A 23,599-nucleotide genomic window follows, 5' to 3' on the forward strand; every position below is an offset into this window, starting at 1 on the left:
CCGGGCCGCAACGGACCCGGGGTCCCGCGAGGCCGTGCCTGCCCCGGGGCATGGGGCCGCGCCGGACCAGGGACGGTTCGCCGAGGCGGCGCCCGCGCGGGCCGCAGCGGACCCGAGGTTCCACGAGGCCGCGCCCGCCTCGCGGTACGCGGCGGCCGGAGCGGACCAGGGGCTGGCCGAGTCGGCGCCCGCCCGGGCCGCCACGGACCCGCGTTCCCGCGAGGCCGCGCCCGCCTCGGGGCACGCGACGGCCGGACCGGACCCGAGGTCCGGCGAAGTCGCGCCCGTCCCTGCGTACGCGACGGCCGGTGCGGACCGGGGACTGGCCGAGTCGGCGCCCGTGCCGGTCGCAGCGGACCCGCGTTCCCGCGAGGCCGCGCCCGCCGCTGCGTACGCGGCGGCCGGAGCGGACCGGGGACGGTCCGACGAGTCGGGGCACGCGCGGGGCGGAACCGGCCGGGGGGTCGATGCGGCTCCCGGGCCGGTGGTCCCGGAGACGGGGCGCGCCGGGGTCGGAACCGCGCATGCACGCGTCGCGGCCGACGGTAGTGACCCCGTCGGGCCGGCGATCCCGCACCCGCAGGACGAGGCCGGCCACGCCGACGCGGCCGCCCTCCGCCTGAGCGCCCCCGGGGCCCTGCACTCCGGCGTACCCGGCCCGGGGGTGGCCGAGGTCGTCGCCCAGGCGGTGTCCCGAGGGATGGACCACCGGGAGGTGAGGGAAGAGGACGACACCCAGGACATCCCCCGTGTCCAGCCGCACCACCTCACCCCCGAGCTCCCGCGGGACCTTTCGCGGGGTCCCGCGCAAGTTCCCGCGCACGCTTTCCCGCAGGGACCCCGGCAGTCCGCCGCGCGAGGCACCGGCCAGGACCCCGCGCAGACCCTCCCGACGGACACGGGCCGAAACCCCGCACCCGAATCCCCCGAAGGACAGCAGCTCAGCCACCCCCAGGACCCCGCGCCGACCCTCCGGCAGGAGACCCCGCAGGGCCCCGGCCCCAGCCTGCGGCAGGAAGCCCGACAGAACCCTGCGTCAACCCTCCGGCAGGAGACCCCGCAGGACCCCACGCCGAGCCTCCGTCAGGAAGCCGCGCAGGGTCCCGGCCCGGACCCGCGGCACGAAGCCCCGCAGGGCTCCACGCCGACCCCGCGGCACGAAGCCCCCCAGGGCTCCGCGCCGACCCCCCGGCAGGAGACGCCACCGAGCCACCCGCAGGGGCCCCGGCAGGAGATTCCGCCGGTTCCCGTGCCGACCCTCCGTCAGGAGACCCCGCGTGGGGGTGCCGCCACCGATGTGCCGGTGCACCTTCCGTTCCGGGGGGCGACCGCGCAACCGGCCCGGCCCGCCCCCACCCCGGCGCAGCGCCAAGCCCACCGGCAGGCACCCGCGCCGGCGAGCCGCCGCGTCCCCGGTCGCCGCGTCCCGCGCGGGGACGACCGGCTCCGGGAGCACCGCGGCCCGGTGCTCCCGGGCTGGGTCGGCGTCGGCGTCGGCGGGCTCGCCCTCGCCGGCTGCGCCGCCGTGCTGTGGCGCGCCGGGGTCGTCCCGGCCGCCCTCGTCGCGGCCTTCGGCGCTACCCCCCGCGCGTACCAGGGGCTGCGCGCCACCCACTGGCCCCCGCTCGCCTTCCTCGGCGTCGTCGCCCTCCTCGCCCTCGGCGGACTCGGCCGCTCCCGTACCGGCCACGCCTGGGTGTTGACCCTCTTCGGCCGGTACCGCGGCACGGTCCGGCGTACCGGCCTGACCTGGATCAGCCCCCTCCTGCTGCGCCGGCGGGTCGACGTCCGGCTGCGGCACTGGCGCAGCGAGCCGATGCCCGCCGTGGACTCCGGGGGCCTCGCCCTCCAGGTCGTCGTCCAGGTGGTCTGGCAGGTCAAGGACACGGCCCGGGCCACCCTGGCCGTCGAGGACCACACGGAGTACCTCGCGGAGCAGGTCGAGTCGGCCATGGCCCGGGTCCTGTCCCAGCTCCCCGCCGACGCCTTCCACGAGGATGCCCCGACCCTGCGCGACGCGGAGGCCGTGGGCGACGCGCTGACCCGGATGCTGGCGGCGGAGACCGAGGCCGTCGGGATCGAGGTGTTCTCGGCCCAGCCGATCCGGATCGAGTACGCCGCCGAGGTGGCCGAGGCGATGCGCCGCCGCCGGGTCGCGGCGATCGACGCCAAGCACCGCGACACCGTGCTGAGTTCGGTCGTGGACGCGGTCGACGACACCGTGCACCGGCTGACCTCGCGCGGGCTCGTCGAGCTCGACGACTACGAGCGCAAGGCCCTGGTGAAGGACCTCACGGTGGCCTTCTACACGGGGCGCTCCGAGTAGCGCGACCGGTCCGAGGACGGACCGCGACCGGTCCGCGACCGGTCAGCAAGCGGTCGCGGGGCTCCGGGATCGGACGCCGCGGTCACCGCCTGGCGGCGGCGGGGCGCCGGCACGTGGGCGTGACAGGGGAACGGGTGGCCGGAATTGACCGGACCACCCGTTCTTCCGTTGGTATGGACATGGCCAACTCTCGTCAATAACCTGGTACTTGGTCTAGACCTACGTCGATGCCCCGCGTCGGCGTTCCATCCCCGCGTGCACGCCTCCCGCCGGAGCCCCCCCCACATCCAAGGAGCATCATGCGTCACTTCAGCCTCCCCAGCATCCGCCTGCCCGGACGGTCCGAAGGGCGGTCCGGGCGGCCCGGACGCGCCGGAGCCGTCACGCTCGGCCTCGGTCTCGTCGCCGGAATGACCCTGCTCGGCGCCCCCAACGCCAGCAGCCACGGCTACACCGACACCCCCATCAGCCGCGCGAAGCTCTGTGCCAACAAGACCGTCGCCAACTGCGGGGCGATCCAGTGGGAGCCGCAGAGCGTCGAGGGCCGCAAGGGCTTCCCGGCCCTCGGCCCGTCCGACGGCACGATATGCGCGGGCGGCCTCCCCCAGTTCGCCGAGCTCGACAACCAGCGCGGCGGCACCTGGCCGGCCACGTCGGTGGCCGGCGGCCAGAGCTACACCTTCCGCTGGCAGTTCACCGCCAACCACGCCACCACCGACTTCAAGTACTACGTCACCAAGAACGGCTGGGACCCCACCCGCCCCCTGACCCGTTCCGCGCTCGAATCCCAGCCCTTCCTCACCGTCGCCTACAACGGCGCCCGCCCCTCCATGACCACCAGCCACCAGGGCGCCATGCCGAGCGGCAAGTCGGGCCGCCACATGATCCTCGCGGTGTGGACCGTCCATGACACCCCCATGGCGTTCTACTCCTGCTCCGACGTTCAGTTCTGACACTACGTCAGCTACCCTCCGGCGGCATGCGGACGACGACTGGACCCGTGACCGTCGCGGAGCTCGTGGCACGCCAGTGGGGCGACCACCGGCCCGGGCTGATGTACCGGGACAGCGGGCGGGCCGAGGGCGCCGACGGGCGCGGGGCGGACGCGGCGATGCGTGCCGCGCCCGCCTCACCCGCCGCGCCCGCCGTCCTGACCCTCAGCCGCCACCGGACCGCCCAGGAAGCGGCCGCGCGCGCCGCGCTGCTCGTCGACCTCATGCCGCCGGGGGCCGAGCCGCACCTCGGGGTGCTGCTCGACAACACCCCCGAGTTCCCGTTCTGGCTCGGCGCGGCGGCCCTCTCCGGGGCCGCCGTCGCCGGCATCAACCCCACGCGGCGCGGCCCCGAGCTCGCCCGGGACATCCTGCACACCGAGTGCCGGATCCTGGTGACCGAGCGCGCCCACCTGCCCCTGCTCGACGGGATCGAGCTGCCCGGTGTCCGCGTCCTCGTGACCGACACCGAGGAGTACGCGGACCTCCTCGCCCCCTACGCGGCCGCCGCACCGGGCGAGGCGGTCCTGCGCCCGCCCGGACCGGCCGACCGGCTGCTCCTCTACTTCACCTCCGGCTCCACCGGCGCCCCGAAGGCCGCGATCTGCACCCAGGGCCGGCTCGCCGCCGCCGGAAGCTCCCTGGCGCGCCACTTCTCGGTCACCCCGGCCGACGTCCACTACATCTGCATGCCCCTCTTCCACGGCAACGCCGTCATCGCCGACTGGCTCCCGGCGCTCGCCGCCCACGCCCCCGTGGCGCTGCGCCGCCGATTCTCGGCCTCCGGGTTCCTGGACGACGTACGGGCGTACGGGGCCACGTACTTCACCTACGTCGGGCGGGCGGTCCAGTACCTGCTGGCCACACCGCCGCGTCCGGACGACCGGGAGCACACCCTGCGCCTCGGCTTCGGCACCGAGGCCGGGGCGGTGGACTCGGCCCGCTTCGGCGAGCGGTTCGGAGTCCGACTGGTGGAGGGGTACGGGGCCACCGAGGGCGGCGCCTCCGTCCAGCGGACCCCCGACACCCCGCCGGGCGCCCTCGGCCGGGCCGGCGCCGGGGACGACCTCGCCGTCATCGACCCCGGTACGGGCCGGGAGTGCCCCCCGGCCGCTTTGGACGGCAGCGGGCGGCTGCTGAACGGCGCCGCGGCGATCGGCGAGCTCGTCAACCGGGGCCGCAGCCTGTTCGAGGGCTACTGGCGCAACCCCGACGCGGAGGCCGCCCGCACCCGGGACGGCTTCTTCTGGACGGGGGACCTCTTCTTCCGGGACACGGCCGGCTTCCTCTACTTCGCGGGACGTACGGACGACCGGCTGCGGGTCGACAGCGAGAACCTGGCCGCCGCGGTGATCGAGAACATCCTGGCCCGCTGGGCGCCGGCGGCGGCGGTCGCGGTGTACGCGGTGCCGGACGAGGTGGCGGGGGACCAGGTGATGGCAGCCGTGGCCCTGCGGGAGGGCGCGGCGTTCGACGCGGAGGCGTTCGCGGCGTTCCTCGCCGACCAGCCCGACCTGGGCACGAAGATGGCCCCGCGCTATGTGCGGGTGGTGCCGTCGATGCCGGTCACCGCCACCAACAAGGTCCACCGGGCCGCCCTGCGCCGGGCCGGCTTCCGGTGCCCGGACCCGGTGTGGCACCGGCCGCCCGCCGCCGCCGCGTACGAGCCGCTGACTCCCGCCGCCCTCACCCGGCTGCTCGCCTCCTACGCGGACCGGTCCCGCACCCACCTCCTGGAGATGTAGGCGTCCGCGGCCGCATCCGGGCCCGCCGGGCGCACGGGGCGCGGGGCGTCGGTAATGGTTTTGAGCACCCCGGAGGAGCAGGTAGTATTTTCGATGTCAGCAGGCGCCGCTAGCTCAGTTGGTTAGAGCAGCTGACTCTTAATCAGCGGGTCCGGGGTTCGAGTCCCTGGCGGCGCACCTGTCCTTCGGGCGGTTTCCGGTTCACACCGGGAACCGCCCGAAGTGTTGTGGCGGGCCCCCCGCCGCCGCCGTCGCTCAGAGTGTGAGCGACAGCAGCAGCGGTGCGGCCTTGCGGTTCAGCGTGTCCGCCGCGGCCCGCAGCCGGTGCGCGTGCTCGACCGGCATAGACAGGGCCAGGCAGCCGACCGATGCCCCGGCCGTGATCGGGACCGCCGCGCAGACCGTGCCCACCGCGTACTCCTGGAGGTCCAGGACCGGCACGGTGGCCGGCTGGGAGTCCAGCTTGGAGAAGAGGATCCGTTCGTTCACGATCGTCTTCGACGTGAGCCGGGCGATCTTGTGCCGGGCGAGGTGGTCGCGCCGCCCGTTGAGGTCGAGCTGGGTGAGCAGGCACTTGCCGACCGCGCTGGCGTGCGCGGCCGAGCGGAAGTCGACCCACTCGTGCACCTTCGGGGTGCGCGGACTGTCCGCGAACTGCGTGATCCGCACTTCGCCGTCCACGTACCGGCTGATGTAGACCGCCGCGCCGACCGAGTCCCGCAGCCGGTCGAGGGTCTCCTGGAGCTTGTCCGTCAGGGCCTGCTGCCGGTTGATACCGGAACCGAGCAGGACCAGGGAGTCCCCTATGGCATAGGCGCCGTCCGACACCTGTAGTACATATCCCTCCCGGCGCAGCATGAGCAGCATCGGAGCGAGATGGACCGCGGGCAGGCCGGTCTCACGCGCGATCTGGATGTCGGTCACACCTCCCGTGTGCCGTGCGATCGTTTCGAGTACGCGTAGTGCGTACTGCACCGAGTGGAACGGCGCGGTCGGCTCGGGCTTCAGCGCCACGGTCTCCCCCTAGCAGGTTGTTACCGCTTGCCCTACCACGATAGCCATCAAGGGGCCCATGTGGAGCGCCTGTTGAGGAGATTGATGGCTCAATCATGTCGCTCTGCCTGGATCTACCCCGGTGGCATATGCCAAGGTCATGAACCGTGTCCCGGCCGCCGGGAATGACCCGACGCCGCCGGAGGTTCGAGACCTTCGTACCGACGCCGTGCGGATGTCGTACGGCGCGGAGCGAGACGGGAGCGACGATGAGTGACAGCGGGGACGCGAATCGGCACCACGACGGCTCGGACGGCGGAACCGGCGGTACCGGCGGCAGGGACGGCGGCCCGGCCGCAGGCCCCGGCGCTCCCACTTCCCCCGGCGGCGGCAACGGGATCCGCGGCGCCGTCCTGGGCCGCGCGCCCGCGGTGCTCTCGGTCCTGGACCTGGTCACCGTGGGAAGCGGCAACACCGCGAGCGACGCCCTCGCCACCAGCGTGGCCATAGCCCGTCTCGCCGAGGCCCGCGGCTTCCACCGGCACTGGGTCGCCGAGCACCACTCGATGCCCGCGGTCGTCAGCTCCTCCCCGGCCGTGATCCTCGCCTACCTGGCCGCGCACACCTCGCGCATCCGGCTCGGCTCGGGCGGGGTCATGCTGCCCAACCACGCCCCGCTCGTCGTCGCCGAGCAGTTCGGCATCCTGGAGGCCGCCGCCCCGGGGCGTGTCGACCTCGGCCTCGGCCGGGCTCCCGGCACCGACGGACGCACGGCCGCCGCCCTGCGCGGTCCCGGACGGCTCGACGAGGGCGCGGACGATTTCCCGCGGCGCCTCGCGGAGCTCACCGCCTTCCTCGACGACGACTTCCCCGACGGGCACCCGTACGCGCGGGTGCACGCCGTACCGGGCCCCGTCCAGGGCCCGACGGCCCGGCCCTCGCTGTGGCTGCTCGGCTCCTCCGGCTACAGCGCCCAGATGGCCGGCGAGCTGGGGCTGCCCTTCGCCTACGCCCACCACTTCTCGGCCGCCGGCACCGTGCCCGCCCTCGACCTCTACCGGCGCAGCTTCCGGCCCTCGGCCGTCCTGGACGCCCCGTACAGCATCATCGGGGTCGCCGCGGTGGCCGCCGACACGCACGAGGAGGCCCGTACCCAGGTCCTCACGGGCGCGCTCTACATGATGATGGTGCAGACCGGCCGGGCCGGGCTGGTCCCGACGCCCGCGGAGGCCCGCGCGTTCCCGTTCTCGGGTCCGGGACAGCGCGAGTTCGTCGAGAGCCGGCTCGCGGACACCGTGTACGGCACGCCCGACGAGGTGACCAAGGGCCTCGACGCGCTGGCCGGGCTGACGGGCGCGGACGAGCTGATGCTGACCGCCAACATCCACGGCAACGCGGCCCGGTTGCGCTCGTACGAGCTCGTAGCAGATGCGTACGGTCTGCCCGGGCCGGCCCCGGCGGCCGGTTGACCGCACCAGAACGCAGTTCGGCTGGTTTGTTGCCAAAACCTTGCGAGAGGGTGTCTCAAGGCAGCCTTAAACCGCTCGTCACCCGGGGTGGCGGGCGGTTTCTGATGTGCACTCAAGTCTCTGACTAGGGGATTTACCCCGTTGGTGGTCTAGTCCTTCTTTGGTCCAAACCATTGACTCGGGCGTGTGGTGATCGCTATCTCTTTCACCACCTGATCGGTTGTTCTCCCCTCCCACCCCCACGGAGACGGTTCATGCACATCCGTAAACCCCTCATCGCGGCAGCCGCCACGGCCGCGCTGGCAGCCGGAGCGCTGGCTTCCTTCGCGGGACTCGGCACGGCCCAGGCCGCCGACGCCTCGGCGACCGCGGCCGCCGGCGGCGTCCGCATCGCCTACTACGACCAGTGGAGCGTGTACGGGAACGCCTTCTATCCCAAGCACCTCGACACCCGCGGCATCGCGGGCAAGCTGGACGTCATCAACTACTCGTTCGGCAACATCCACCCCACCGACCTCACCTGCTTCGAGGCGAACAAGGCGGCGGGCGACGACAACAACCCCAACGCCGGTGACGGCGCGGGCGACTCGTACGCCGACTACCAGAAGTCCTTCAGCGCGGCGGACAGCGTGGACGGCGTCGCCGACAAGTGGGACCAGCCGATCGTGGGCGTCTTCAACCAGTTCAAGGAACTGAAGGCGAAGTACCCGCACCTGAAGATCAACATCTCGCTGGGCGGCTGGACGTACTCCAAGTTCTTCCACGACGCGGCCAAGACCGACGCCTCCCGCAAGAAGCTCGTCGCCTCCTGCATCAAGCAGTACATCAAGGGCGACCTCCCGGTGGAGGGCGGCTTCGGCGGCCCCGGCACCGCGGCCGGCATCTTCGACGGCATCGACATCGACTGGGAGTACCCCGGCTCCGCCGGCGGCCACCTGGGCAACCACTACGGCCCCGAGGACAAGCAGAACTTCACCCTGCTGCTCGCGGAGTTCCGCAAGCAGCTCGATGCCGAGGGCGCGGCCAACGGCGGCAAGAAGTACCTGCTGACCGCGGCGCTCCCGGCGGGCCAGGACAAGATCAAGTACATCGAGACGGACAAGATCGGCGCGTACCTCGACTACGCGAACATCATGACGTACGACATGCACGGCGCCTGGGACGGCGACGGGCCGACGTACCACCAGTCCCCGCTGTACCCGTCGGCGGCCGACCCGACCGACCCGATCGCGCCGGGCACCCAGAAGTACAGCATCGACAACGCGATCGACTCCTGGATCGACGGCAACCCGGCCTACGGGATCGCGGGCGGCTTCCCCGCCAACAAGCTGACCCTGGGCTACGAGTTCTACTACCGCGGCTGGAAGGGCGTGCCGGCCGGCAGCGCCAACGGCCTCGCGCAGAGCGCGACCGGCGGCTCCGGCGCCCGCCCCCTCAGTCAGCAGGCGGGCATCGCGCACTACAAGGAGCTCGGCGGGATCGTCGACAACCCGTCGACCACCTTCTGGGACGACCAGTCGAAGTCCTCGTACTTCTACAAGGACGGCGAGTTCTTCACCGGCCTGAACCAGAAGTCCATCCAGGCCCGGGTCGACTACGGCAAGCAGCGCGGCCTGGCCGGCGCGATGATGTACTCCCTGCTCGGCCTGGACAACAACACCACGCTGCTGAACCAGATCTCGACGGCCCTCGGCAGCACCACGCAGCCGCCGGTCACCACGCCTCCGACGACCACTCCGCCGACCACGACCCCGCCCACCACGACCCCGCCGACCACGCAGCCCCCGACCGGCTGCGGCTCGCTCCCGGCGTACGTCGCGGGCACGGTCTACAACGGCGGCAACGAGGTCTCCCACAACGGCCGCAAGTACAAGGCCCAGTGGTGGACGCAGAACGAGACGCCGGGCACCACCGGTGAATGGGGTGTCTGGAAGGACCTCGGCGCCTGCTGATCTCCCCCCACCCCGCGCCGAGCGGTACCTCCGCCCCGCACCCCGCATCCCGGGTGCGGGGCGGAGGTGTGTCACATGGTTGCCGGATTTCCCGCACCGATGCGTATCTGCATCGCTACGCTCGGCCACAGGTTGATTCCGGCTCCGCATCGCTCGGGGGTATCCCATGGTCCAAGCCCGCGACATCGATCCCAGCGCCTCGCCTCTGGACTACTACAGCTACGAACTGCGCAGGCTCAGGGAGGACGCGGGGCTGAAACAGGCCCAGTTGGGATCCATCATCTTCTGCACGGGTTCCCTGATCGGCATGATCGAGAACGGCAAGAGGGTCCCCACCCGCGACTTCTCGGAACGGGTGGACGCGGCGCTGGGTACCGGTGGGGTGTTCTCCCGACTGGTGGGGCTGGTGCTACGAAGCCAGTTGCCGAGCTGGTTCCAAGCGTTTGCCGAGATGGAAGCCAGGGCCACGCACATCTCCTCGTTCCAGCCGCAGTTGGTGTACGGCCTATTGCAGACGGAGGACTACGCCCGAGCGGTGCTTCGGGCAGGGTGGGGCGAGAAGCTCGAAGAGGCGGTCGCCGCGAGGCTGGAGCAGCAGCGGATCCTCAGCAGGGAGGGCCCGCCTCTCAGCTGGGTGGTCCTGGACGAGGCGGTGCTGCACCGGCCCTTTGGTGGGAGGGAAATAATGCGGGCTCAAATGAACCGGTTGCTGGAGTTTCAGGACCGTCGCGAGTTGCGCATCCAGATCCTGCCGTTCAGTGCCGGGCAACATCCCGCCACAGTAGGGGCGTTCACGGTCCTCCGGTTCGAGGGGGACCCGGACATCGTCTACGCCGAGAGCTACGGTTCGGCACATGTGACAGCGAATCCTGAGACGGCGAGTGACTGCGCGCATCGCTACGATCATCTTCAGGCCGCGGCACTCTCCGTGGAGGAATCGGCGGCGTTGATCGCCCGCGTACGAGAGGAACGTTATGGGGACCATTGACAACCTGACGGGCGCGCTGTGGCGTAAGTCCAGCTACAGCGGCGGGACCGGCGGCGAGTGCGTCGAGTGCGCCCCCCTCGGCGGTGCCACCTGGCAGAAGTCCTCGTACAGCGGCTCCAATGGCGGCGAGTGCGTCGAAGTAGCCACCCGGCCCCACCTCGTCGCCGTCCGGGACTCCAAGCGGCCCGACGCCCCCGCCTTCGCGGTGGCGCCGGAGGCGTTCACGGCCTTCGTGCGCAGTCTCTGACCGGATGCCGGAGCGGCAGCCCCCGGCGGGGCTGCCGCACGGCCTACGCCGAACCGCCGACCCCCGGGCGGGCGCCGATCATCTCCGCGATGCGTTCCGGGGCCACCGCCCGGGAGTAGAGCCAGCCCTGCCCCGTGTCGCAGCCGACGCGCTGCAGCCGGGCCGCCTGCCCGGCGGTCTCCACGCACTCCGCGGTCACCGTCAGGCCGAGCCGGTGCGCGAGTTGGACCAGGGCCTCGACGATGGTCTCGTCCGCCGGGTTCGGGTGGGCCCCCTCCTCGTAGCGGAAGCCGCGGACGAAGGACCCGTCCAGCTTGAGGACCGAGACCGGCAGCCGGCTCAGGTAGGCGAGGTTCGAGTAGCCGGTGCCGAAGTCGTCGATCGCGATCCGCACCCCCATGTCGCTCAAGGCCTGGAGGGCCTGGAGCGGGCGGCCCGCCGAGCCCATCACCGCCGACTCCGTCAGCTCCAGCTGGAGCAGCTGGGGCGCGAGGCCCGTCTCGGCGAGGATCTCCGCGACGTCGCCCACCAGATCGGAGTCCCATACCTGGCGCACCGCGACGTTCACCGAGACGAAGACCGGGGAGTCGCTCGGCTGCTCGATCTGCCAGCGCCGCGCCTGCCGGCACGCGGTCCGCAGGACCCACCGCCCCAACTGGACGATGGAGCCGTCCTCCTCCGCGATTCCGATGAACCGATTCGGCGCCAAGGTGCCGAACTGCGGGTGGTTCCAGCGCACCAGGGCCTCCACCCCGCGCAGCGCGCCGCTCCCCAGGTCCACCAGCGGCTGGTACTCCAGCTCGAACTCGCCGCGCTCCACCGCCGGTCGCAAGGTGGAGGACAGGGCCTGCCGGGTCATGCGGTGCGCGTTGCGCTCCGGGTCGAAGAGCGTCCAGCGGGCCTTGCCGTCGGCCTTCGCCCAGTACAGGGTCGTGTCGGCGGCCTGCATCAGCCCCGTCGCCGAGGTCCCTTCCGTCGCCCGTTCCACGACGCCGATCGACGCGGAGACCGACAGCCGCTGCCCGGCCAGGTCGAACGGCTCCTGCACGGCGGCCAGGACGCTCCGCGCCAGGTCCACGAGCTGCTCCGTACCGGTGGAGTCCTCGACGAGCACGGCGAACTCGTCCCCGCCGAGGCGCGCCACGAGATGCCCGCCCGTACGCCCGTAGCCCGACTGGTCGGCGCACTGGGTCAGCCGGGCCGCGACGGCCGCCAGCAACCGGTCGCCGACCCGGTGGCCGAGGGTGTCGTTGACCGCCTTGAAGCCGTCCAGGTCCAGGTAGCAGAGTCCGATCCGGCCGGTGCCGCCGCCGTGGTCGTACGAGGAGGCCTCCAGCGCGGTCGAGAGCCGCTCGAAGAACAGGGCCCGGTTGGGGAGCCGGGTGACGGGGTCGTGCATCTGCAGGTGGCGCAGCCGGGCCTGGAGGTCGCGCCGGTCGCTGATGTCGGCCACGGACAGCAGGACGTCCCCGGACCCGGGCACCGGTCCCAGCGTGACCTCGGTCCACAGCGAGTGCCCGTCGGGGTGCTTGAGGCGGCGGGTGCAGCGCAGCCGGGCCTGGCGGCCGCGCAGCACCTCCTGGTACGCGGCCCAGGTGCGGGCCTCGGCCGCCAGGTCGACCAGGTCGGCCGCGCACCGGTGGGTGAGCGCGTGCGGCTCGGTGCCCAGCAGTCCGGCGAAGGCCTGGTTGGCGGCGACGACGTAGCCGTCGCGGTCGACGACGGCCATGGCGAGGTGGGCCGCGTTGAAGGCGGCCCGGTAGTCGCGCGCTTCGGATGCGGACGCGGAGCGGGGCAGGGGCCCCGGTACGGCCCGCGCCGACGCCGCCGCAGGCACCGCCGGGTGACGCTCCGTGAGGGCCGAGCGGATGCTGTCGGCCGCCGAACCGGTTCCTTCTGGGGTTCCGCTCACCGTTGGCTCCCGCAGTGTTCGTGAGTGTCCGTGCAGGAAAGTGTGCCGATCATAGAGGCTGCCGGGAGGCCCTATCCAGCGGCGTCGCCGTGCGGGGCCGGGGAGTTCGGCGTGATGACGCTTCGGGGGCCGCAGCCCGGTCGATCGTTTCTGCGCGGCTATGAGCACGCTGAGTCATCTGCTGATCTGGCGTGATCGGATGTGACGTTCTGTAGAGAGGGGCGTGAAGTCCGAGGGTCACCGGCTTGCGCTATTGCTCACTCGTGTGGGGCAGCGGAACAGGGCGTTAGTAAGACAATCGCCTCAAGGTGGACGAGAGGGTACGAATCCACCACCGGAGGTCCATGTGCCGCGACAGCAGACACCCGGGGGAGTGGACCTCTCCCGCGCCCGGAGCACGGCAGCGGCGGTCACGTCCCTGACGGCGCTCGCCGCCATGTCGCTCGTCGCCGGTCCCGCCGTGGCCGACTCCGGAGCCGGACCCTGCGCGCTGACCCGGACGGCGGCGCACCACTCCCTGGGGCTGGACAGCTGGAACCGCGCGTACCCCAAACCCGAGCGCACCCTCGACGCGGTCATGGTCTTCCTCTCCTTCCCCGACCACCGGCCGGCCTTCGGGACGGAGGAGATCGCCGCCGACTACTTCCCCGCGACCAGCGAGTTCTTCGAGCGGGCCTCCTACGGGCGGTTCCACCTGGTCCCGCACCCGCAGCAGCGCTGGGTCCCGATGCCCCGCCCGTCCACCGCGTACGGGATACAGCGCGACTGGGCGCCCGAGGACCGCGCGGCCTACCTGCGGGACGCGGTCGCGGCCGCCGACGCCGAGGTGGACTTCGGCGCGTACGACGTCGTCTACTTCGTCGCCGACCCGGACGCGCCCGGCGTGGACTCCGACGCCACGAAGGTCGTCAACTTCGACCGCCCGATCCGCGCGGACGGCGGCCAGCTGCGGCGGATCGTGACGGTCTTCGAACGGCATCCGCCGGACCGGAACGTGCTGGCGCACGAGACCGGACACGTCTTCGACCTGCCCGACCTCTACCACCGGCCGACGGACGGCAAGGGGGACTGGGACACGCACGTCGGGGACTGGGACGTCATGGGCAGTCAGTTCGGGATGGCGCCGGACCTGTTCGCCTGGCACAAGTGGAAGCTGGGCTGGCTGGACGCCTCCCAGGTGGACTGCGTGCAGTCGGGTTCCTCGCTGCACACCCTCCAGCCCCTGGCCGAGGCTCCCCCGCGGGGCGGTACGGGGGGCACCCGGCTCGCGGTGGTCCGTACCGGGCCGGGCAGCGCGATCGCGGTGGAGGCCCGGGGGTCGGCGGGCAACGACGGGGACACCTGCACGGAAGGGGTGCTGGTCTACCGGGTGCGCAACGAGGCGGCGTCGGGCGGGGGCCCGATCGAGGTGCTGGACGGGCATCCGCAGACGGAGGCGTGCTGGGACCGCTCGGTGTACCCGCCGCTGGCGGACGCACCGCTGGAGGTCGGCGAGACGTTCACCGTGCCGGGGGAGCGGATCACGATCGAGGTGGCGGACCGGACCAGGTCCGGCGCGTACACGGTGAAGATCACCACCTAGTGCCGCGGGCGCGGCCCGCGGCCGTGGCCGTGGCCGTGGCCGGAGCACGAAGAAGGCCCCCACTCGCGTGGGGGCCTTCTTCCGTCGGTGCGCCGCCAGGGACTCGAACCCCGGACCCGCTGATTAAGAGTCAGCTGCTCTAACCAACTGAGCTAGCGGCGCGTGCTGACGTCGTAGACATTAGCACCCGGATCGGCGGAAGGAAAAATCGATATCCCCAGGTCCGTGGTGGGGGGCGTCGGCGGCGCGGGCGGCGCGGACGAAGGCCCAGAGCAGCGCCTCGGGCCCGGGCAGCCAGGGCGTACGGGTGTCGGGGGCCACGAGCCAGCGGGAGGGGCCGGGGGTGGCGGCGAGGGGCGGCACGGTGACGGCGTCGCCGCGGCCGTGGCACAGCGGCGCCGGGGCGACGCCGGAGCCGCCCCACTCCTCCCAGGCCAGCAGTACGGGGAGCCGCTGGGCGGTGCCCCGGGCGACGAAGAGGAGCATGCGGCCGCGATGGACGGCCACCGGGCCGCAGCCGGGGCCCTCGGCCCAGAGCAGGTCCATGACGCGGCGGCCGAGGACGAGCGGGACATTGACGACGTCGAAGGCGGTCCCGCAGGGCAGCACGGCGGGCGCGCCCGGCCGGGCCTCCCACAGCGCGAGGGTGGTCCCCGGCCGCGCGGAGGCCGAGGCGAGCCAGGCGGCGCCCTGCGCGGTGACGTGGGTGGCGGGCGCGGTCCGCTGATCGGGGGCGTGGCAGCCGGGAACCGTCGTCAGGGTCGTCATGCACCCAGGTGTACCGCCCGTGACGGAACGGCTGCCCGGAGTTACGGGAAACGGGGACAGGGCGGCGGATGCTGGGGTATCTTGCGCCGCGCATATGCCACCCCGCCGCGCTCGGCCCCCTCGCCCCACCCCCGCGGGCCGCGCCCGAGGGGGTGGGGCGGGGCGGGGGCTACGGGGCGTCGTTGAGGGGGAGGGTCTGGCCGAACTCGATCATTTTCACGGCGTAGTCCTCGGTCCAGTCCGCCTCGGCGGCGATCGCGGCCGGCGAGAGTCGGTCGAAGCGGCGGCGGTCCGCCAGCTGGGCCGCCGCCAGGGCCTGGAACTCCACCGCCCGCTCCTGCGCCGCCCGGAACGCCAAAGTCAGTTCCGTCGCCCGCGCCAGCAGCTCGCGCGGGTCCTCGATCGACTCCAGGTCGAAGAAGTGCTCCGGGTCCGTGGCGGCCTCCGAGGGCTCGAAGAGCAGCGGCGCCGGCCGCAGCCTCCGCTCGGTCCGCTCGGGGTCTGCCATCCGTGTCCTCCTGCTGCGTGCGAAATCCTTCCGGGCCACCGTCCATTGTCCAACCTCGCGCAAGCCCGCACCGGGCCACGGGGAACGCCCGTACGGATGGCGGGGCCTGCGGGGACGGCGGGAAGGACGGGGCGGGGGAGTCGGACAGGCGAGCGGGCGGCGCCCCCCCCGGCGGGTCACGGGCGCCAGGGCACCCGGTGTTCCGCCAGGTGCGCGAGGACCGAGTGGTTGGCCTCCCAGCCGTCCGGGAACTTCACCGTCACGCCCAGCTGCACCGGTTCCGTCGAGGGGTGCTCGTCCAGCAGCTCCGCAATGCCCGCCCGGGCCACCACCACGCACGCGTGCCGGTGCCGGGAGGCCAGCACGCACAGCCGGCCCGTCTCCAGGTGGAAGGCCGTGGCGTCGGGACGCCCCGACAGCGGGTGCAGCACCACCGTGAGGTCGTACTCGCGGCCCTGGAGGCGGTTCGCGGTGTCCACCGTGACCCCTGTGACACCGAGGGCGGCCAGGGCCGCGCGCACCGCCGCCGCCTGGTCGCGGTGCGCCGTGCCGACGGCGATCCGGTCCGCCGTGAGCGGGGCCGGCGCCTCGGAGCGCTCGTCGGAGGTCACCGCGCCCCGGTCCAGGGCGCGCCGGACCACCAGGGCCACCGCCCGGACCGCCTCCGGATCGGTGCGCGGGGTGTGCCGGGCGGGCAGCTCCAGCAGGCCCCAGCCCGAGAGGGCGGCCTCGTCCAGCACCCGGTCCGGGCCCGACCCGTCCGAGGCGACCCCGTACGAGAGCCGCCGCTCGCCCGGGCCGGTGCCGCTGCGGAACTGCGTGTACGGGTAGAAGGCCCGGGACACCAGCGGCGCGGCGGTGGCCGGCAGGCGCCAGGACACGGGCAGCCGGTGCTGCGGCAGCCGCGGGTTGTGCGCGAGCAGGGTGCTCACCGCCGAGGCGGAGGGGTCGTAGGACAGGCCCGCCCACTGCTCCGCGCCCACCACGCTGAACGGGTCCAGCTGTCCCGGGTCGCCGACGAACAGCGCCCGGTCGAAGAGCCCGGCCACGGCCAGCAGCGCGTCCGAGCGCATCTGGTACGCCTCGTCGACGATGGCGTGCTCCCAGGGCTCCACGTCCTTGACGAAGGCCCACTTGGCGGCCGTGGAGATGGTGATCGGCAGCTCGGCGAGATCCCCCGGCTTGGCCGAGAGGGTGACCGAGGGCAGCTCGCGCAGCGCCGGGTCGTAGGCGTCCCCGTCGCTGCTGTGCAGGCGGCCCACGCGGAGCTGCGGATCCTTGTCGGCCAGCCGCAGCACCAGGTCGTCGACCTGCGCGTTCGTCTGCGCCACCACCATCAGGCGGCGCCCGGCCGCGGCCAGCTCCCGGGCGGCGCGGACCACGAGCGTGGACTTGCCGGCTCCGGGCGGGGAGTCGACGACCACACCCCGCTCGGTCCCGTGCAGGGTGTCGTGGAGGATGGCGGCGGTCGCCCGGGCGGCCGCCGTGCCCGGGTCGAAGGGCGCGGTCGCGGTCACAGCAGGTCCTCGTCGGTCACGGCGTCGGGTCGCGGGGCGGTGGCGGCGGCCGACGAGCCGGGCGGGCCGCCGTGCGTCCAAGGGGTCTGCTCCGGGTCGGGCAGCTTGGGGCCGCCGCGCGCGTCGTGCTCGAAGAGCGTCCAGCACACCCGGTCGCCCTTCACCGGCACCGAGCCCGGCTCCGGGTCCCGGCTCCGGCCCATCTTGTCCAGCAGCCGCAGCACGAGCCGCCCGTCCTCGTCCCACCGTACGAACTTCGCCGACTGCGGGCGCCCGTCCAGCGAGCGGTACACCTTCCCGGCGCCGTCCGCGAGCTGGGGCCGGTCCTCCGTCGCCACCGTCACCAGCGGGCGGGGACTGGGCCGCTTGGAGTCGGTCCACTCCATCACGACCTCGGTGACCTCGCCGGCGAAGGCCTCACCCGCGAGCCGCCGGCCCGCCATGACGAGCGGGTCGTCCAGCGCCTCCTGCGCGTCCAGGCGCACCTGCTCCGTCTCCCGCGTCGCCAGCTTCTGCGCCGCCGTGACCGCGTCGTCGCGGCGCGGCTGCGGCGGCTCGCCCGCCCGGACCCGGTCGCGGTGGCCCGTGTAGGACCAGCGGTCGCGGGTCCAGCGCTCCTCCGCCCGCTCGCCCGGCGGCAGGGCGCGCAGCAGGTCGACCGCCTCCCACGTCTGCCGCCAGGCGGTCTCCATCTGGGTCACGACCAGCCGGTGGACATCGCGTTCCGCCTGCCGCACCGCGTGGTCGTCCGCCCCGGGCCGGGCCGCCAGGGCCGAGCGCGCCGCGTCGTAGCGGGCGATGGCGGGGGCCAGCAGCTTGTTGTCGAACGCCGGATCGGTGGCCGGGCCGGCCGGCGGGCAGAGCAGCTGCCCGGCCGCGTCCCGGCCCAGCTCCGCCCGCTGCGCGGCCTCCGCGCCCGACACGCCCTCCGGCGGGTCGATCCAGCCCAGCAGGGCGCCGAGGTGCTGGTCCTCCAGGTTGCTCTGGCCGGTGGCCCAGTGCCGGGACAGCAGGTCGGTGGCCGACACCAGCATCGAGGAGCCGGGGACCCGGGACCGCTCCGCGAGGTGGGTGAACCAGCGGCCCAGCATCGGCACCCGGGCGGGGGCCGGGTACGGGTTCTCCGGCTCCTCCTCGGCGGTGCGGCGGAACCGCATGGAGCGGCCGAGCAGCCGTACGTACTCGATGCCCGCCCGGCTGGGCACGATCAGCTGCGGGGCGTCCGTGCACAGCTCGGTCTCCACCTTGACCCGCTTGCCGGTCTCGGGGTCCGTCTCGCTGCGCTCGGCCGGCTCCACGGTGTCCGCGTACCCCTCGACGTACGCGAGGACGTGCACGGCCAGGTCCGCCAGGAACGCCCAACGGAGATCCCGGTCGCGCGGCTGCGGTATCACGAAGACCCGCGGATCGTGCCGGTCGGTGCCGACCATCGCGCCGAGCGGGGCGCCGGCCTCGCCCGCCGTGGTGAGCGGCACGAAGACCATCGGCGTCCCGGCCAGGTGCCGGTGCCGGACGGTGGCGAGCGGCTGGGCGCGACCCGCGCGGACGGCCTCAAGCCGGGCCAGGGTGTTCAGCAGGGGCATGCGGGGGTCTCCGGGGCGCGGTGCGGCGGGCGGGCGGCTGCGAGCTCCAGGGCCTCGGCCCGCAGCCGGGCCGCGTGGTGCAGCGCGGCCGCGGTGGGATCGCCGTCGGGGCTTGCCGCGGGTGCGGGCAGGGTCCCGGCAGCCGCCGCCAGGGCCTGCTCGACGGTGGTCAGCGCGCCGAGCTCGCCCCGTACGGAACGGCCCAGCGCGGTCACCTCGCCGGCCTCGCGGGCCCGGTCGCGGCAGTGGAAGGCCAGCTCGCAGGCGGCCAGGCACTCGGGGGCGTACGCAGCGTCCACCGCCGCGACCGCCCGGGCCAGCTCGTCGGCGGGGCGGTCGGGGTCGAAGCTGAGGCCTTCGGGCAGGGCCGCGGCCAGGTCCTCGACCCGGGTCAGCCGCTCCAGCTGCCGCCGGGTCACGGCGCGCTCGCGGCGGACGTCCACGGGCGAGGCGGCGGGCAGGTTGGAGAAGTCCTTGGGGCAGACCAGCAGGACGGTGTGCCCGACCTCCGCGCCGGACAGCTTCCCGGCGGTGCGCTCCAGGGCCAGGACGTAGACGGCGGCCTGGCGGGCGGCGGCGCCGACCTTCGCGGCGTCGGCGGTCCCGTCGATCATCGGGAAGGACTTGATCTCCACGACGGTCCAGCGGCCGTCGGGGTGCACCACGACGGCGTCCGGCTCCAGGTACGCGGGGGAGCCCGCCACCTCCAGCGCCAGCATCGGGTGGTCCAGCAGGGTCCAGGCGCCCGCCTCGCGCCCCGCCGCGGTCGCCTCGCGCAGGGCCAGCGCCGTGCGGGCGGCGCGGCCCTCGGGCCCGGCGGCGGTGAGGTCGGGGACGCGGGCGTCGGCGCCCGGCGCGCCGGACCCGGCGCCGAGGTGCTCGTGGACCAGCCGCAGCAGCTCGGCGCCGCCGTCGCCCTTGACCTTCGCCTCGAAGGAGTTGCCGCGGACGATGGCGAACTGGGACTGCCCGAAGGAGGCGGGCGAGCCCAGCGCCGAGGCGAGCACGGTCTTGTTCACGCCGGCGCCGTCGAGCAGGGCGCGTCTGCCGCACCCGGGGTTGGCGGCGAGCGCCGCGAGCGCCCGGGCGTCGAGCGGTCGCGGCGGCACGGCGGGGCCGCGCAGGTACGCCAGCCGCTGCCGCAGGGTCGTGGCCGACGGAGTGCTCCGGGCAGGGAGGCCGGGCGGGTAGGAGCTCACCCGCGGAAGTGTCCCATCCGCCACTGACAATCGTGGACTTACCGAGGAAACCGGAGGCGGGAAGGGGTGGGGAGCGGCCGGGGCGGGCCGGGTGCCCAGGGGCCGGTGCGGCGTCGGGGCATGCGCGTGATGGATGATGGAGCGGCGAAAGAATCACCGTAAAAACGTATGAACTCTTACGTATCGGGAGAACCCACATGGCCCCCCGCATCCTCCTGGCCCGCCACGGCCAGACGGCGTGGTCCCTGCTCGGCAAGCACACCGGACGCACGGACGTGCCCCTGCTGGAGGAGGGCCGGCGGGGCGCGAAGCTGCTCGGCGAGCGGCTGGCCCGCGACCCGTGGCGGAACCTGCCCGGCACGGAGGTCCGCACCAGTCCGCTGGTGCGCGCCGGCGAGAGCTGCGACCTGGCCGGCTTCGGGGTCCGCGCGCAGCCGTGGGACGCGCTGATGGAGTGGGACTACGGCGACTACGAGGGCATGACCCCGGCCGAGATCCAGGCCGTCCGCCCCGGCTGGCTGATCTGGCGCGACGGCGTCCCGGGCGGCGAGTCCGTCGCCGAGGTCTCGGCGCGCGCCGACGAGGTCGTGGCGTGGGCGCGGTCGGCGGAGCGCGATGTGCTGGTGTTCGCGCACGGGCACATCCTGCGGACCCTGGCGGCCCGCTGGCTCGGCTTCGACGCCTCGTTCGGGGCCCGGATCCGGCTGGAGCCGACCTCGCTGTCGGTGCTGGGATGGGCGTACGGGGCGCCGGCGCTGGAGCGCTGGAACGACACGGGCCACCTGGACGCGTAGCGGTCGGGGACCGCGTCGGCGGGGTCCCGCGGCGGGGCCTCACACCTCCGCGAGGTCCGCGTGGCGGGCCAGGAACGCGTGCACACGGGGCGAGCGCTGGTGCGGGACCAGGCCGCGGGCGGTCCCGGCGAGCGTCGAGCGGACCCGGGTGGACTGCACCTCGTCGAGCAGGTCCAGCACCCGGGCCCCGGCCCAGGCCGCCTCGTCGGGGGCGCCCGCCCGGGCCAGGTCGCCGGCCAGTTCGGCGGTGTAGAGGGCCACGTTCCGCGCGAAGTGCGGGTCCTGGAGGTCGGCGGCGCGGCGGGCGTGCCGCGCCGCGCGGGCGTGCTCCCCGAGCGCCGACCAGCACCGCGCCTCCAGCGACTCCAGCTCGGCCTCGCCGAAGAAGGACATCCACTCGGGGTCGGCGGCCGCCCCGCCCTTGGCGAAGTCGGTGTGGGCGCGCGCCAGCGCCTCCTCGCAGGCCCTGCGGTCGGCCAGCCCCGCCCAGCCCCCCGCCTCCCGGAGCGCGAGCAGCGACAGCAGCCGTGGGGATCCGAGGGAGCGGGCGGCGCGCCCGCCCGCCTGGGCCGCGCGCACCGCTTCGCGGGAGCGGCCGCAGTCCCGGGCGAGGAAGGACATGTTGCTGAAGGCGTGCGCCTCCAGGCCCGGATTCCCCGACACCCGGGCCGTGGCCAGCGCCTCGGCGTAGTGGGAGCGGGCGTCGTCGAAGCGGCCGGAGTCGTGGGCCAGCCAACCGACGGAGACCGCCAGTTCCCCGGCGCCCGCGTGCAGCCGGTCCTCGGTGGACTGCCGGGTGGCCCCCGCGTCGAGCAGGGCATAGGCGGTGCGCAGCGGTTCGGCCGCCTTGCGGTACAGGGCGTCGGCCCCGTGCCGGTCGTCCAGCAGCCGGATCTGCCGTACGGACTCCTCGACGGCCTCGGCCTCGGCCTCACCGGCGCGGGAGGGCGTCCGGCGGGTGTCGCCGGGCAGGGCCAGGCCGAGCGTCGCGACCGCCACGGTCGCGGAGCCGCCCGCCATGAACGCGCGACGCAGCACGTCGCTCTCCTTGGGGCTGGTACCGGCGCCGGTACCGCTACCGGTACCGGCGGGCGAACGGGGGGTGGGGGAGGGCTCGCGCTGGGCCGCGCGTCCCCGCACCGCCTCCCGCGGCGGGAAGCCCAGGTCGGCCAGGGTCCGGCCGGGGAACATGCGCAGGAAGACCCGCTCGTACGCGTAGTTGGGGCACCGGATCTCGCCGGACTCGACCCGGCCGATGTAGCGGGCGTCGCAGGAAACCGTTTCTCCGATCTCCCTGCCCGCCCGGCGTACCAGCGCCGCGAACTCGGCCGGTGAGTGCTGCCCGCGCAGGCGGCGGAACGTGGAGTTGGGTGAGTGGGGGGACGCCGCCATGGACGTGGCCTCTCTGGCAAGGAACGCACCGCCGGTGCCGTGGGGGTGTGAGTGGAGCGGGCCCGGCGCGCATGAACGTACCGCCGACGGCAGGGCGTTCACACGCTGTTTGGCTACAAAACGGATATCTCACCCGCGATCTGCCATGAACTGCCATCCTTTGCGGCGTCTTCTCGCCGCACCCGTTGACGTTTCCGCGCGTTGAACCCGTGCGGAGTGGGAGGAGACTCCCCGCTCCCGGGTCGCACGCTGATCGAGGAGGGGTTCCCTTGGTGGAGGCCGGCATGGACAGCACTGGAACGAACATCGCGCCCGGGCCCGGTGTCGCCCCCGTCGAGGCTCCCGACCTGGTGACCGTTCCCACCCGGCAGGGACTGGAGGCGGTGGACATCATCCGCCGGGCGGCCAGCCGGGCCGGCGGGGTCGGCCCCGTGCTGCACGACGGTTCCTGCGACACCCTCGGCTTCCTCGTCCCGCCCGGTACCGCCGACGCCTGGGACCTGCCGGGCAGCGCGTGCACCCAGACCAACGGCCGGGGCATGCGCTTCGGCGACGTCGCGGCCCCCGCCCCGAGCGGCACCGGCTGGCTGCTCCCGCCGGAGGCCGTGGAACCGGTCACCGACCCCGAGGTACTGCGCGCCGCGCTCGGCGAGGCCGCCCGGCTGATCGAGGCGGCGGACAACTGCCGCTGACCCGGCCCGAGCCGCTGACCGGGCACAATGGGACGGTGGCGGGCAAGGACAGAGGCAAGGGCAGAGGCCGGGGCGAGCAGCGCGGACGCGGCGGCGCCGAGACGGTCGCCGGGCAGGTCGACGGCGGCCAAGCGGAGCTGCGGCCCGACCGGGAGCGGGCGGACGCCTGGACCCTGCTGATCGACGGCGCCCCGCAGTCGCACGTCGACCTCGCCGACCCCGCCCACCTGGACTTCGCGTACCAGCGGCGGATCGGCCACCTGATCGACCTCGTCGCGCCCGTCCGGCAGCCGCTGAACGTGGTGCACCTGGGTGGCGGCGCCTTCACCCTCGCCCGCTACACGGCCGCCTCCCGCCCCCGCTCGACCCAGCAGGTCGTGGAGATCGACGCCGCGCTGGTCGCCTTCGTACGGGAGCACCTGCCGCTGGACCCGCAGGCGCGGGTCCGGGTCCGGGCCGTGGACGCCCGCGCGGGCCTGGCCAAGGTGCCGGACGGCTGGGCCGACCTGGTCGTGGCCGACGTGTTCAGCGGGGCGCGGACCCCGGCGCACCTGACCAGCACCGAGTTCCTCGACGACGTACGCCGTGCCCTGTCGCCCTCCGGGTGGTACGTGGCCAACCTCGCCGACGGACCGCCGCTCACCCACCTGCGGGGCCAGATCGCGACGGCGGCCTCTCGGTTCGCGGAGCTGGCGGTGGCCGCCGACCCGGTGGTGTGGCGGGGGAAACGCTTCGGCAACGCGGTGCTCGTGGCCGCCGACCGGGAGCTGCCCGTGGCGGAGTTCACCCGCCGGGTGGCGAGCGACCCGCATCCCGGCCGGGTCGAGCACGGCCGGGCCCTGGCGGACTTCGCGGGCGGTGCGGCGCCGGTCGCCGACGCGGCGGCGGTGGCGTCGCCGCAGCCGCCGCCCTCGGTGTTCCACTGACGCCGGCCGCGGCA

The 23,599-nt window shown here is 74.0% G+C and carries 19 protein-coding genes and 2 tRNA genes; 12 read left to right on the plus strand and 9 right to left on the minus strand.

The window, feature by feature from the left end; all coding sequences use genetic code 11:
* Nucleotides 1–1,303 precede the first annotated feature (1,303 nt).
* From ACFWUQ_RS09285 to ACFWUQ_RS09300, 4 genes are all read left to right on the plus strand, one after another.
* Entirely contained in the window at nt 1,304–2,326 is a 1,023-nt protein-coding gene (locus ACFWUQ_RS09285) for an SPFH domain-containing protein (RefSeq protein ID WP_384535067.1), read from the plus strand.
* Nucleotides 2,327–2,736: 410 nt separating this feature from the next.
* Nucleotides 2,737–3,279, plus strand: coding sequence for a lytic polysaccharide monooxygenase (locus ACFWUQ_RS09290; protein ID WP_384535209.1), 543 nt, complete (start codon nt 2,737–2,739; stop codon nt 3,277–3,279).
* Between the two features lie 26 nt (nt 3,280–3,305).
* Entirely contained in the window at nt 3,306–5,063 is a 1,758-nt protein-coding gene (locus ACFWUQ_RS09295) for an AMP-binding protein (protein ID WP_384535069.1), read from the plus strand.
* A gap of 103 nt (nt 5,064–5,166) precedes the next feature.
* A tRNA-Lys gene (locus ACFWUQ_RS09300) sits at nt 5,167–5,240 on the plus strand.
* A gap of 78 nt (nt 5,241–5,318) precedes the next feature.
* On the opposite strand, the gene ACFWUQ_RS09305 is transcribed toward ACFWUQ_RS09300, so the two are convergent.
* On the minus strand, nt 5,319–6,077 hold the full coding sequence (locus ACFWUQ_RS09305) for an IclR family transcriptional regulator (protein WP_384535072.1): 759 nt from the start codon (nt 6,075–6,077) through the stop codon (nt 5,319–5,321).
* 248 nt (nt 6,078–6,325) lie between these two features.
* Between ACFWUQ_RS09305 and ACFWUQ_RS09310 the strand changes: the two genes are divergently transcribed.
* The 4 genes from ACFWUQ_RS09310 (at nt 6,326) to ACFWUQ_RS09325 (ending at nt 10,712) form a co-directional block, all read left to right on the plus strand.
* Nucleotides 6,326–7,525 carry an LLM class flavin-dependent oxidoreductase gene (locus ACFWUQ_RS09310; RefSeq protein ID WP_384535074.1) on the plus strand — a complete coding sequence of 400 codons (1,200 nt, stop codon included), beginning with the start codon at nt 6,326–6,328 and terminating at the stop codon, nt 7,523–7,525.
* Nucleotides 7,526–7,779: 254 nt separating this feature from the next.
* Nucleotides 7,780–9,477 carry a glycosyl hydrolase family 18 protein gene (locus ACFWUQ_RS09315; RefSeq protein ID WP_384535077.1) on the plus strand — a complete coding sequence of 566 codons (1,698 nt, stop codon included), beginning with the start codon at nt 7,780–7,782 and terminating at the stop codon, nt 9,475–9,477.
* A 166-nt stretch (nt 9,478–9,643) separates the two neighbouring features.
* Nucleotides 9,644–10,465 carry a helix-turn-helix transcriptional regulator gene (locus ACFWUQ_RS09320; RefSeq protein WP_384535079.1) on the plus strand — a complete coding sequence of 274 codons (822 nt, stop codon included), beginning with the start codon at nt 9,644–9,646 and terminating at the stop codon, nt 10,463–10,465.
* The gene (locus ACFWUQ_RS09325; protein ID WP_384535082.1) at nt 10,452–10,712 is read left to right on the plus strand and encodes a DUF397 domain-containing protein; all 261 of its coding nucleotides are present in this window, start codon (nt 10,452–10,454) and stop codon (nt 10,710–10,712) included. The genes ACFWUQ_RS09320 and ACFWUQ_RS09325 overlap by 14 nt, the downstream gene beginning before the upstream one ends.
* A 43-nt stretch (nt 10,713–10,755) precedes the next feature.
* Here the strand turns inward: ACFWUQ_RS09325 and ACFWUQ_RS09330 are convergent, their stop codons facing one another.
* Nucleotides 10,756–12,624: a putative bifunctional diguanylate cyclase/phosphodiesterase gene (locus tag ACFWUQ_RS09330; protein ID WP_384535085.1), complete on the minus strand. Its 1,869-nt coding sequence runs from the start codon at nt 12,622–12,624 to the stop codon at nt 10,756–10,758.
* A gap of 346 nt (nt 12,625–12,970) precedes the next feature.
* Between ACFWUQ_RS09330 and ACFWUQ_RS09335 the strand changes: the two genes are divergently transcribed.
* On the plus strand, nt 12,971–14,206 hold the full coding sequence (locus ACFWUQ_RS09335; RefSeq protein WP_384535088.1) for a M6 family metalloprotease domain-containing protein: 1,236 nt from the start codon (nt 12,971–12,973) through the stop codon (nt 14,204–14,206).
* Between the two features lie 88 nt (nt 14,207–14,294).
* Here ACFWUQ_RS09335 and ACFWUQ_RS09340 read toward each other — a convergent pair.
* The 6 genes from ACFWUQ_RS09340 to ACFWUQ_RS09365 all read right to left on the minus strand — a co-directional run bounded on the left by ACFWUQ_RS09340 (nt 14,295) and on the right by ACFWUQ_RS09365 (nt 19,781).
* A tRNA-Lys gene (locus ACFWUQ_RS09340) sits at nt 14,295–14,368 on the minus strand.
* Nucleotides 14,369–14,386: 18 nt separating this feature from the next.
* On the minus strand, nt 14,387–14,974 hold the full coding sequence (locus ACFWUQ_RS09345) for a bifunctional DNA primase/polymerase (protein ID WP_384535090.1): 588 nt from the start codon (nt 14,972–14,974) through the stop codon (nt 14,387–14,389).
* Nucleotides 14,975–15,143: 169 nt separating this feature from the next.
* Nucleotides 15,144–15,482: a hypothetical protein gene (locus tag ACFWUQ_RS09350; protein WP_384535092.1), complete on the minus strand. Its 339-nt coding sequence runs from the start codon at nt 15,480–15,482 to the stop codon at nt 15,144–15,146.
* A 176-nt stretch (nt 15,483–15,658) separates the two neighbouring features.
* Nucleotides 15,659–16,999 (minus strand): AAA domain-containing protein, encoded by a 1,341-nt coding sequence (locus ACFWUQ_RS09355; protein ID WP_384535094.1) that lies wholly within the window; start codon nt 16,997–16,999, stop codon nt 15,659–15,661.
* Nucleotides 16,996–18,582, minus strand: coding sequence for a hypothetical protein (locus ACFWUQ_RS09360; protein WP_384535097.1), 1,587 nt, complete (start codon nt 18,580–18,582; stop codon nt 16,996–16,998). The genes ACFWUQ_RS09355 and ACFWUQ_RS09360 overlap by 4 nt, the downstream gene beginning before the upstream one ends.
* Nucleotides 18,570–19,781 (minus strand): hypothetical protein, encoded by a 1,212-nt coding sequence (locus ACFWUQ_RS09365; RefSeq protein WP_384535099.1) that lies wholly within the window; start codon nt 19,779–19,781, stop codon nt 18,570–18,572. The genes ACFWUQ_RS09360 and ACFWUQ_RS09365 overlap by 13 nt, the downstream gene beginning before the upstream one ends.
* 197 nt (nt 19,782–19,978) lie before the next feature.
* Here ACFWUQ_RS09365 and ACFWUQ_RS09370 point away from each other — a divergent pair, with 197 nt between their 5' ends.
* Entirely contained in the window at nt 19,979–20,575 is a 597-nt protein-coding gene (locus ACFWUQ_RS09370) for a histidine phosphatase family protein (protein ID WP_384535100.1), read from the plus strand.
* 39 nt (nt 20,576–20,614) lie between these two features.
* Here the strand turns inward: ACFWUQ_RS09370 and ACFWUQ_RS09375 are convergent, their stop codons facing one another.
* Entirely contained in the window at nt 20,615–21,967 is a 1,353-nt protein-coding gene (locus ACFWUQ_RS09375; RefSeq protein ID WP_384535102.1) for a tetratricopeptide repeat protein, read from the minus strand.
* Between the two features lie 284 nt (nt 21,968–22,251).
* Between ACFWUQ_RS09375 and ACFWUQ_RS09380 the strand changes: the two genes are divergently transcribed.
* The gene (locus ACFWUQ_RS09380; RefSeq protein WP_384535104.1) at nt 22,252–22,659 is read left to right on the plus strand and encodes a hypothetical protein; all 408 of its coding nucleotides are present in this window, start codon (nt 22,252–22,254) and stop codon (nt 22,657–22,659) included.
* Nucleotides 22,660–22,694: 35 nt separating this feature from the next.
* Complete coding sequence (locus ACFWUQ_RS09385) at nt 22,695–23,585, plus strand: spermidine synthase (RefSeq protein ID WP_384535105.1); 891 nt, start codon at nt 22,695–22,697, stop codon at nt 23,583–23,585.
* The last annotated feature ends 14 nt before the right edge of the window (nt 23,586–23,599 follow it).

Source organism: Streptomyces sp. NPDC058662 (genome assembly GCF_042716255.1).
GTDB lineage: Bacteria > Actinomycetota > Actinomycetes > Streptomycetales > Streptomycetaceae > Streptomyces.

What these genes read in the sequence shown, in the direction of transcription:
- ACFWUQ_RS09290 (WP_384535209.1), top strand. Translation starts at nt 2,737, where the DNA reads ATGACCCTGCTCGGCGCCCCCAACGCCAGCAGCCACGGCTACACCGAC.
- ACFWUQ_RS09295 (WP_384535069.1), top strand. Translation starts at nt 3,306, where the DNA reads ATGCGGACGACGACTGGACCCGTGACCGTCGCGGAGCTCGTGGCACGC.
- ACFWUQ_RS09310 (WP_384535074.1), top strand. Translation starts at nt 6,326, where the DNA reads ATGAGTGACAGCGGGGACGCGAATCGGCACCACGACGGCTCGGACGGC.
- ACFWUQ_RS09315 (WP_384535077.1), top strand. Translation starts at nt 7,780, where the DNA reads ATGCACATCCGTAAACCCCTCATCGCGGCAGCCGCCACGGCCGCGCTG.
- ACFWUQ_RS09320 (WP_384535079.1), top strand. Translation starts at nt 9,644, where the DNA reads ATGGTCCAAGCCCGCGACATCGATCCCAGCGCCTCGCCTCTGGACTAC.
- ACFWUQ_RS09325 (WP_384535082.1), top strand. Translation starts at nt 10,452, where the DNA reads ATGGGGACCATTGACAACCTGACGGGCGCGCTGTGGCGTAAGTCCAGC.
- ACFWUQ_RS09345 (WP_384535090.1), bottom strand. Translation starts at nt 14,974, where the DNA reads ATGACGACCCTGACGACGGTTCCCGGCTGCCACGCCCCCGATCAGCGG.
- ACFWUQ_RS09350 (WP_384535092.1), bottom strand. Translation starts at nt 15,482, where the DNA reads ATGGCAGACCCCGAGCGGACCGAGCGGAGGCTGCGGCCGGCGCCGCTG.
- ACFWUQ_RS09360 (WP_384535097.1), bottom strand. Translation starts at nt 18,582, where the DNA reads ATGCCCCTGCTGAACACCCTGGCCCGGCTTGAGGCCGTCCGCGCGGGT.
- ACFWUQ_RS09370 (WP_384535100.1), top strand. Translation starts at nt 19,979, where the DNA reads ATGGCCCCCCGCATCCTCCTGGCCCGCCACGGCCAGACGGCGTGGTCC.
- ACFWUQ_RS09375 (WP_384535102.1), bottom strand. Translation starts at nt 21,967, where the DNA reads ATGGCGGCGTCCCCCCACTCACCCAACTCCACGTTCCGCCGCCTGCGC.
- ACFWUQ_RS09380 (WP_384535104.1), top strand. Translation starts at nt 22,252, where the DNA reads ATGGACAGCACTGGAACGAACATCGCGCCCGGGCCCGGTGTCGCCCCC.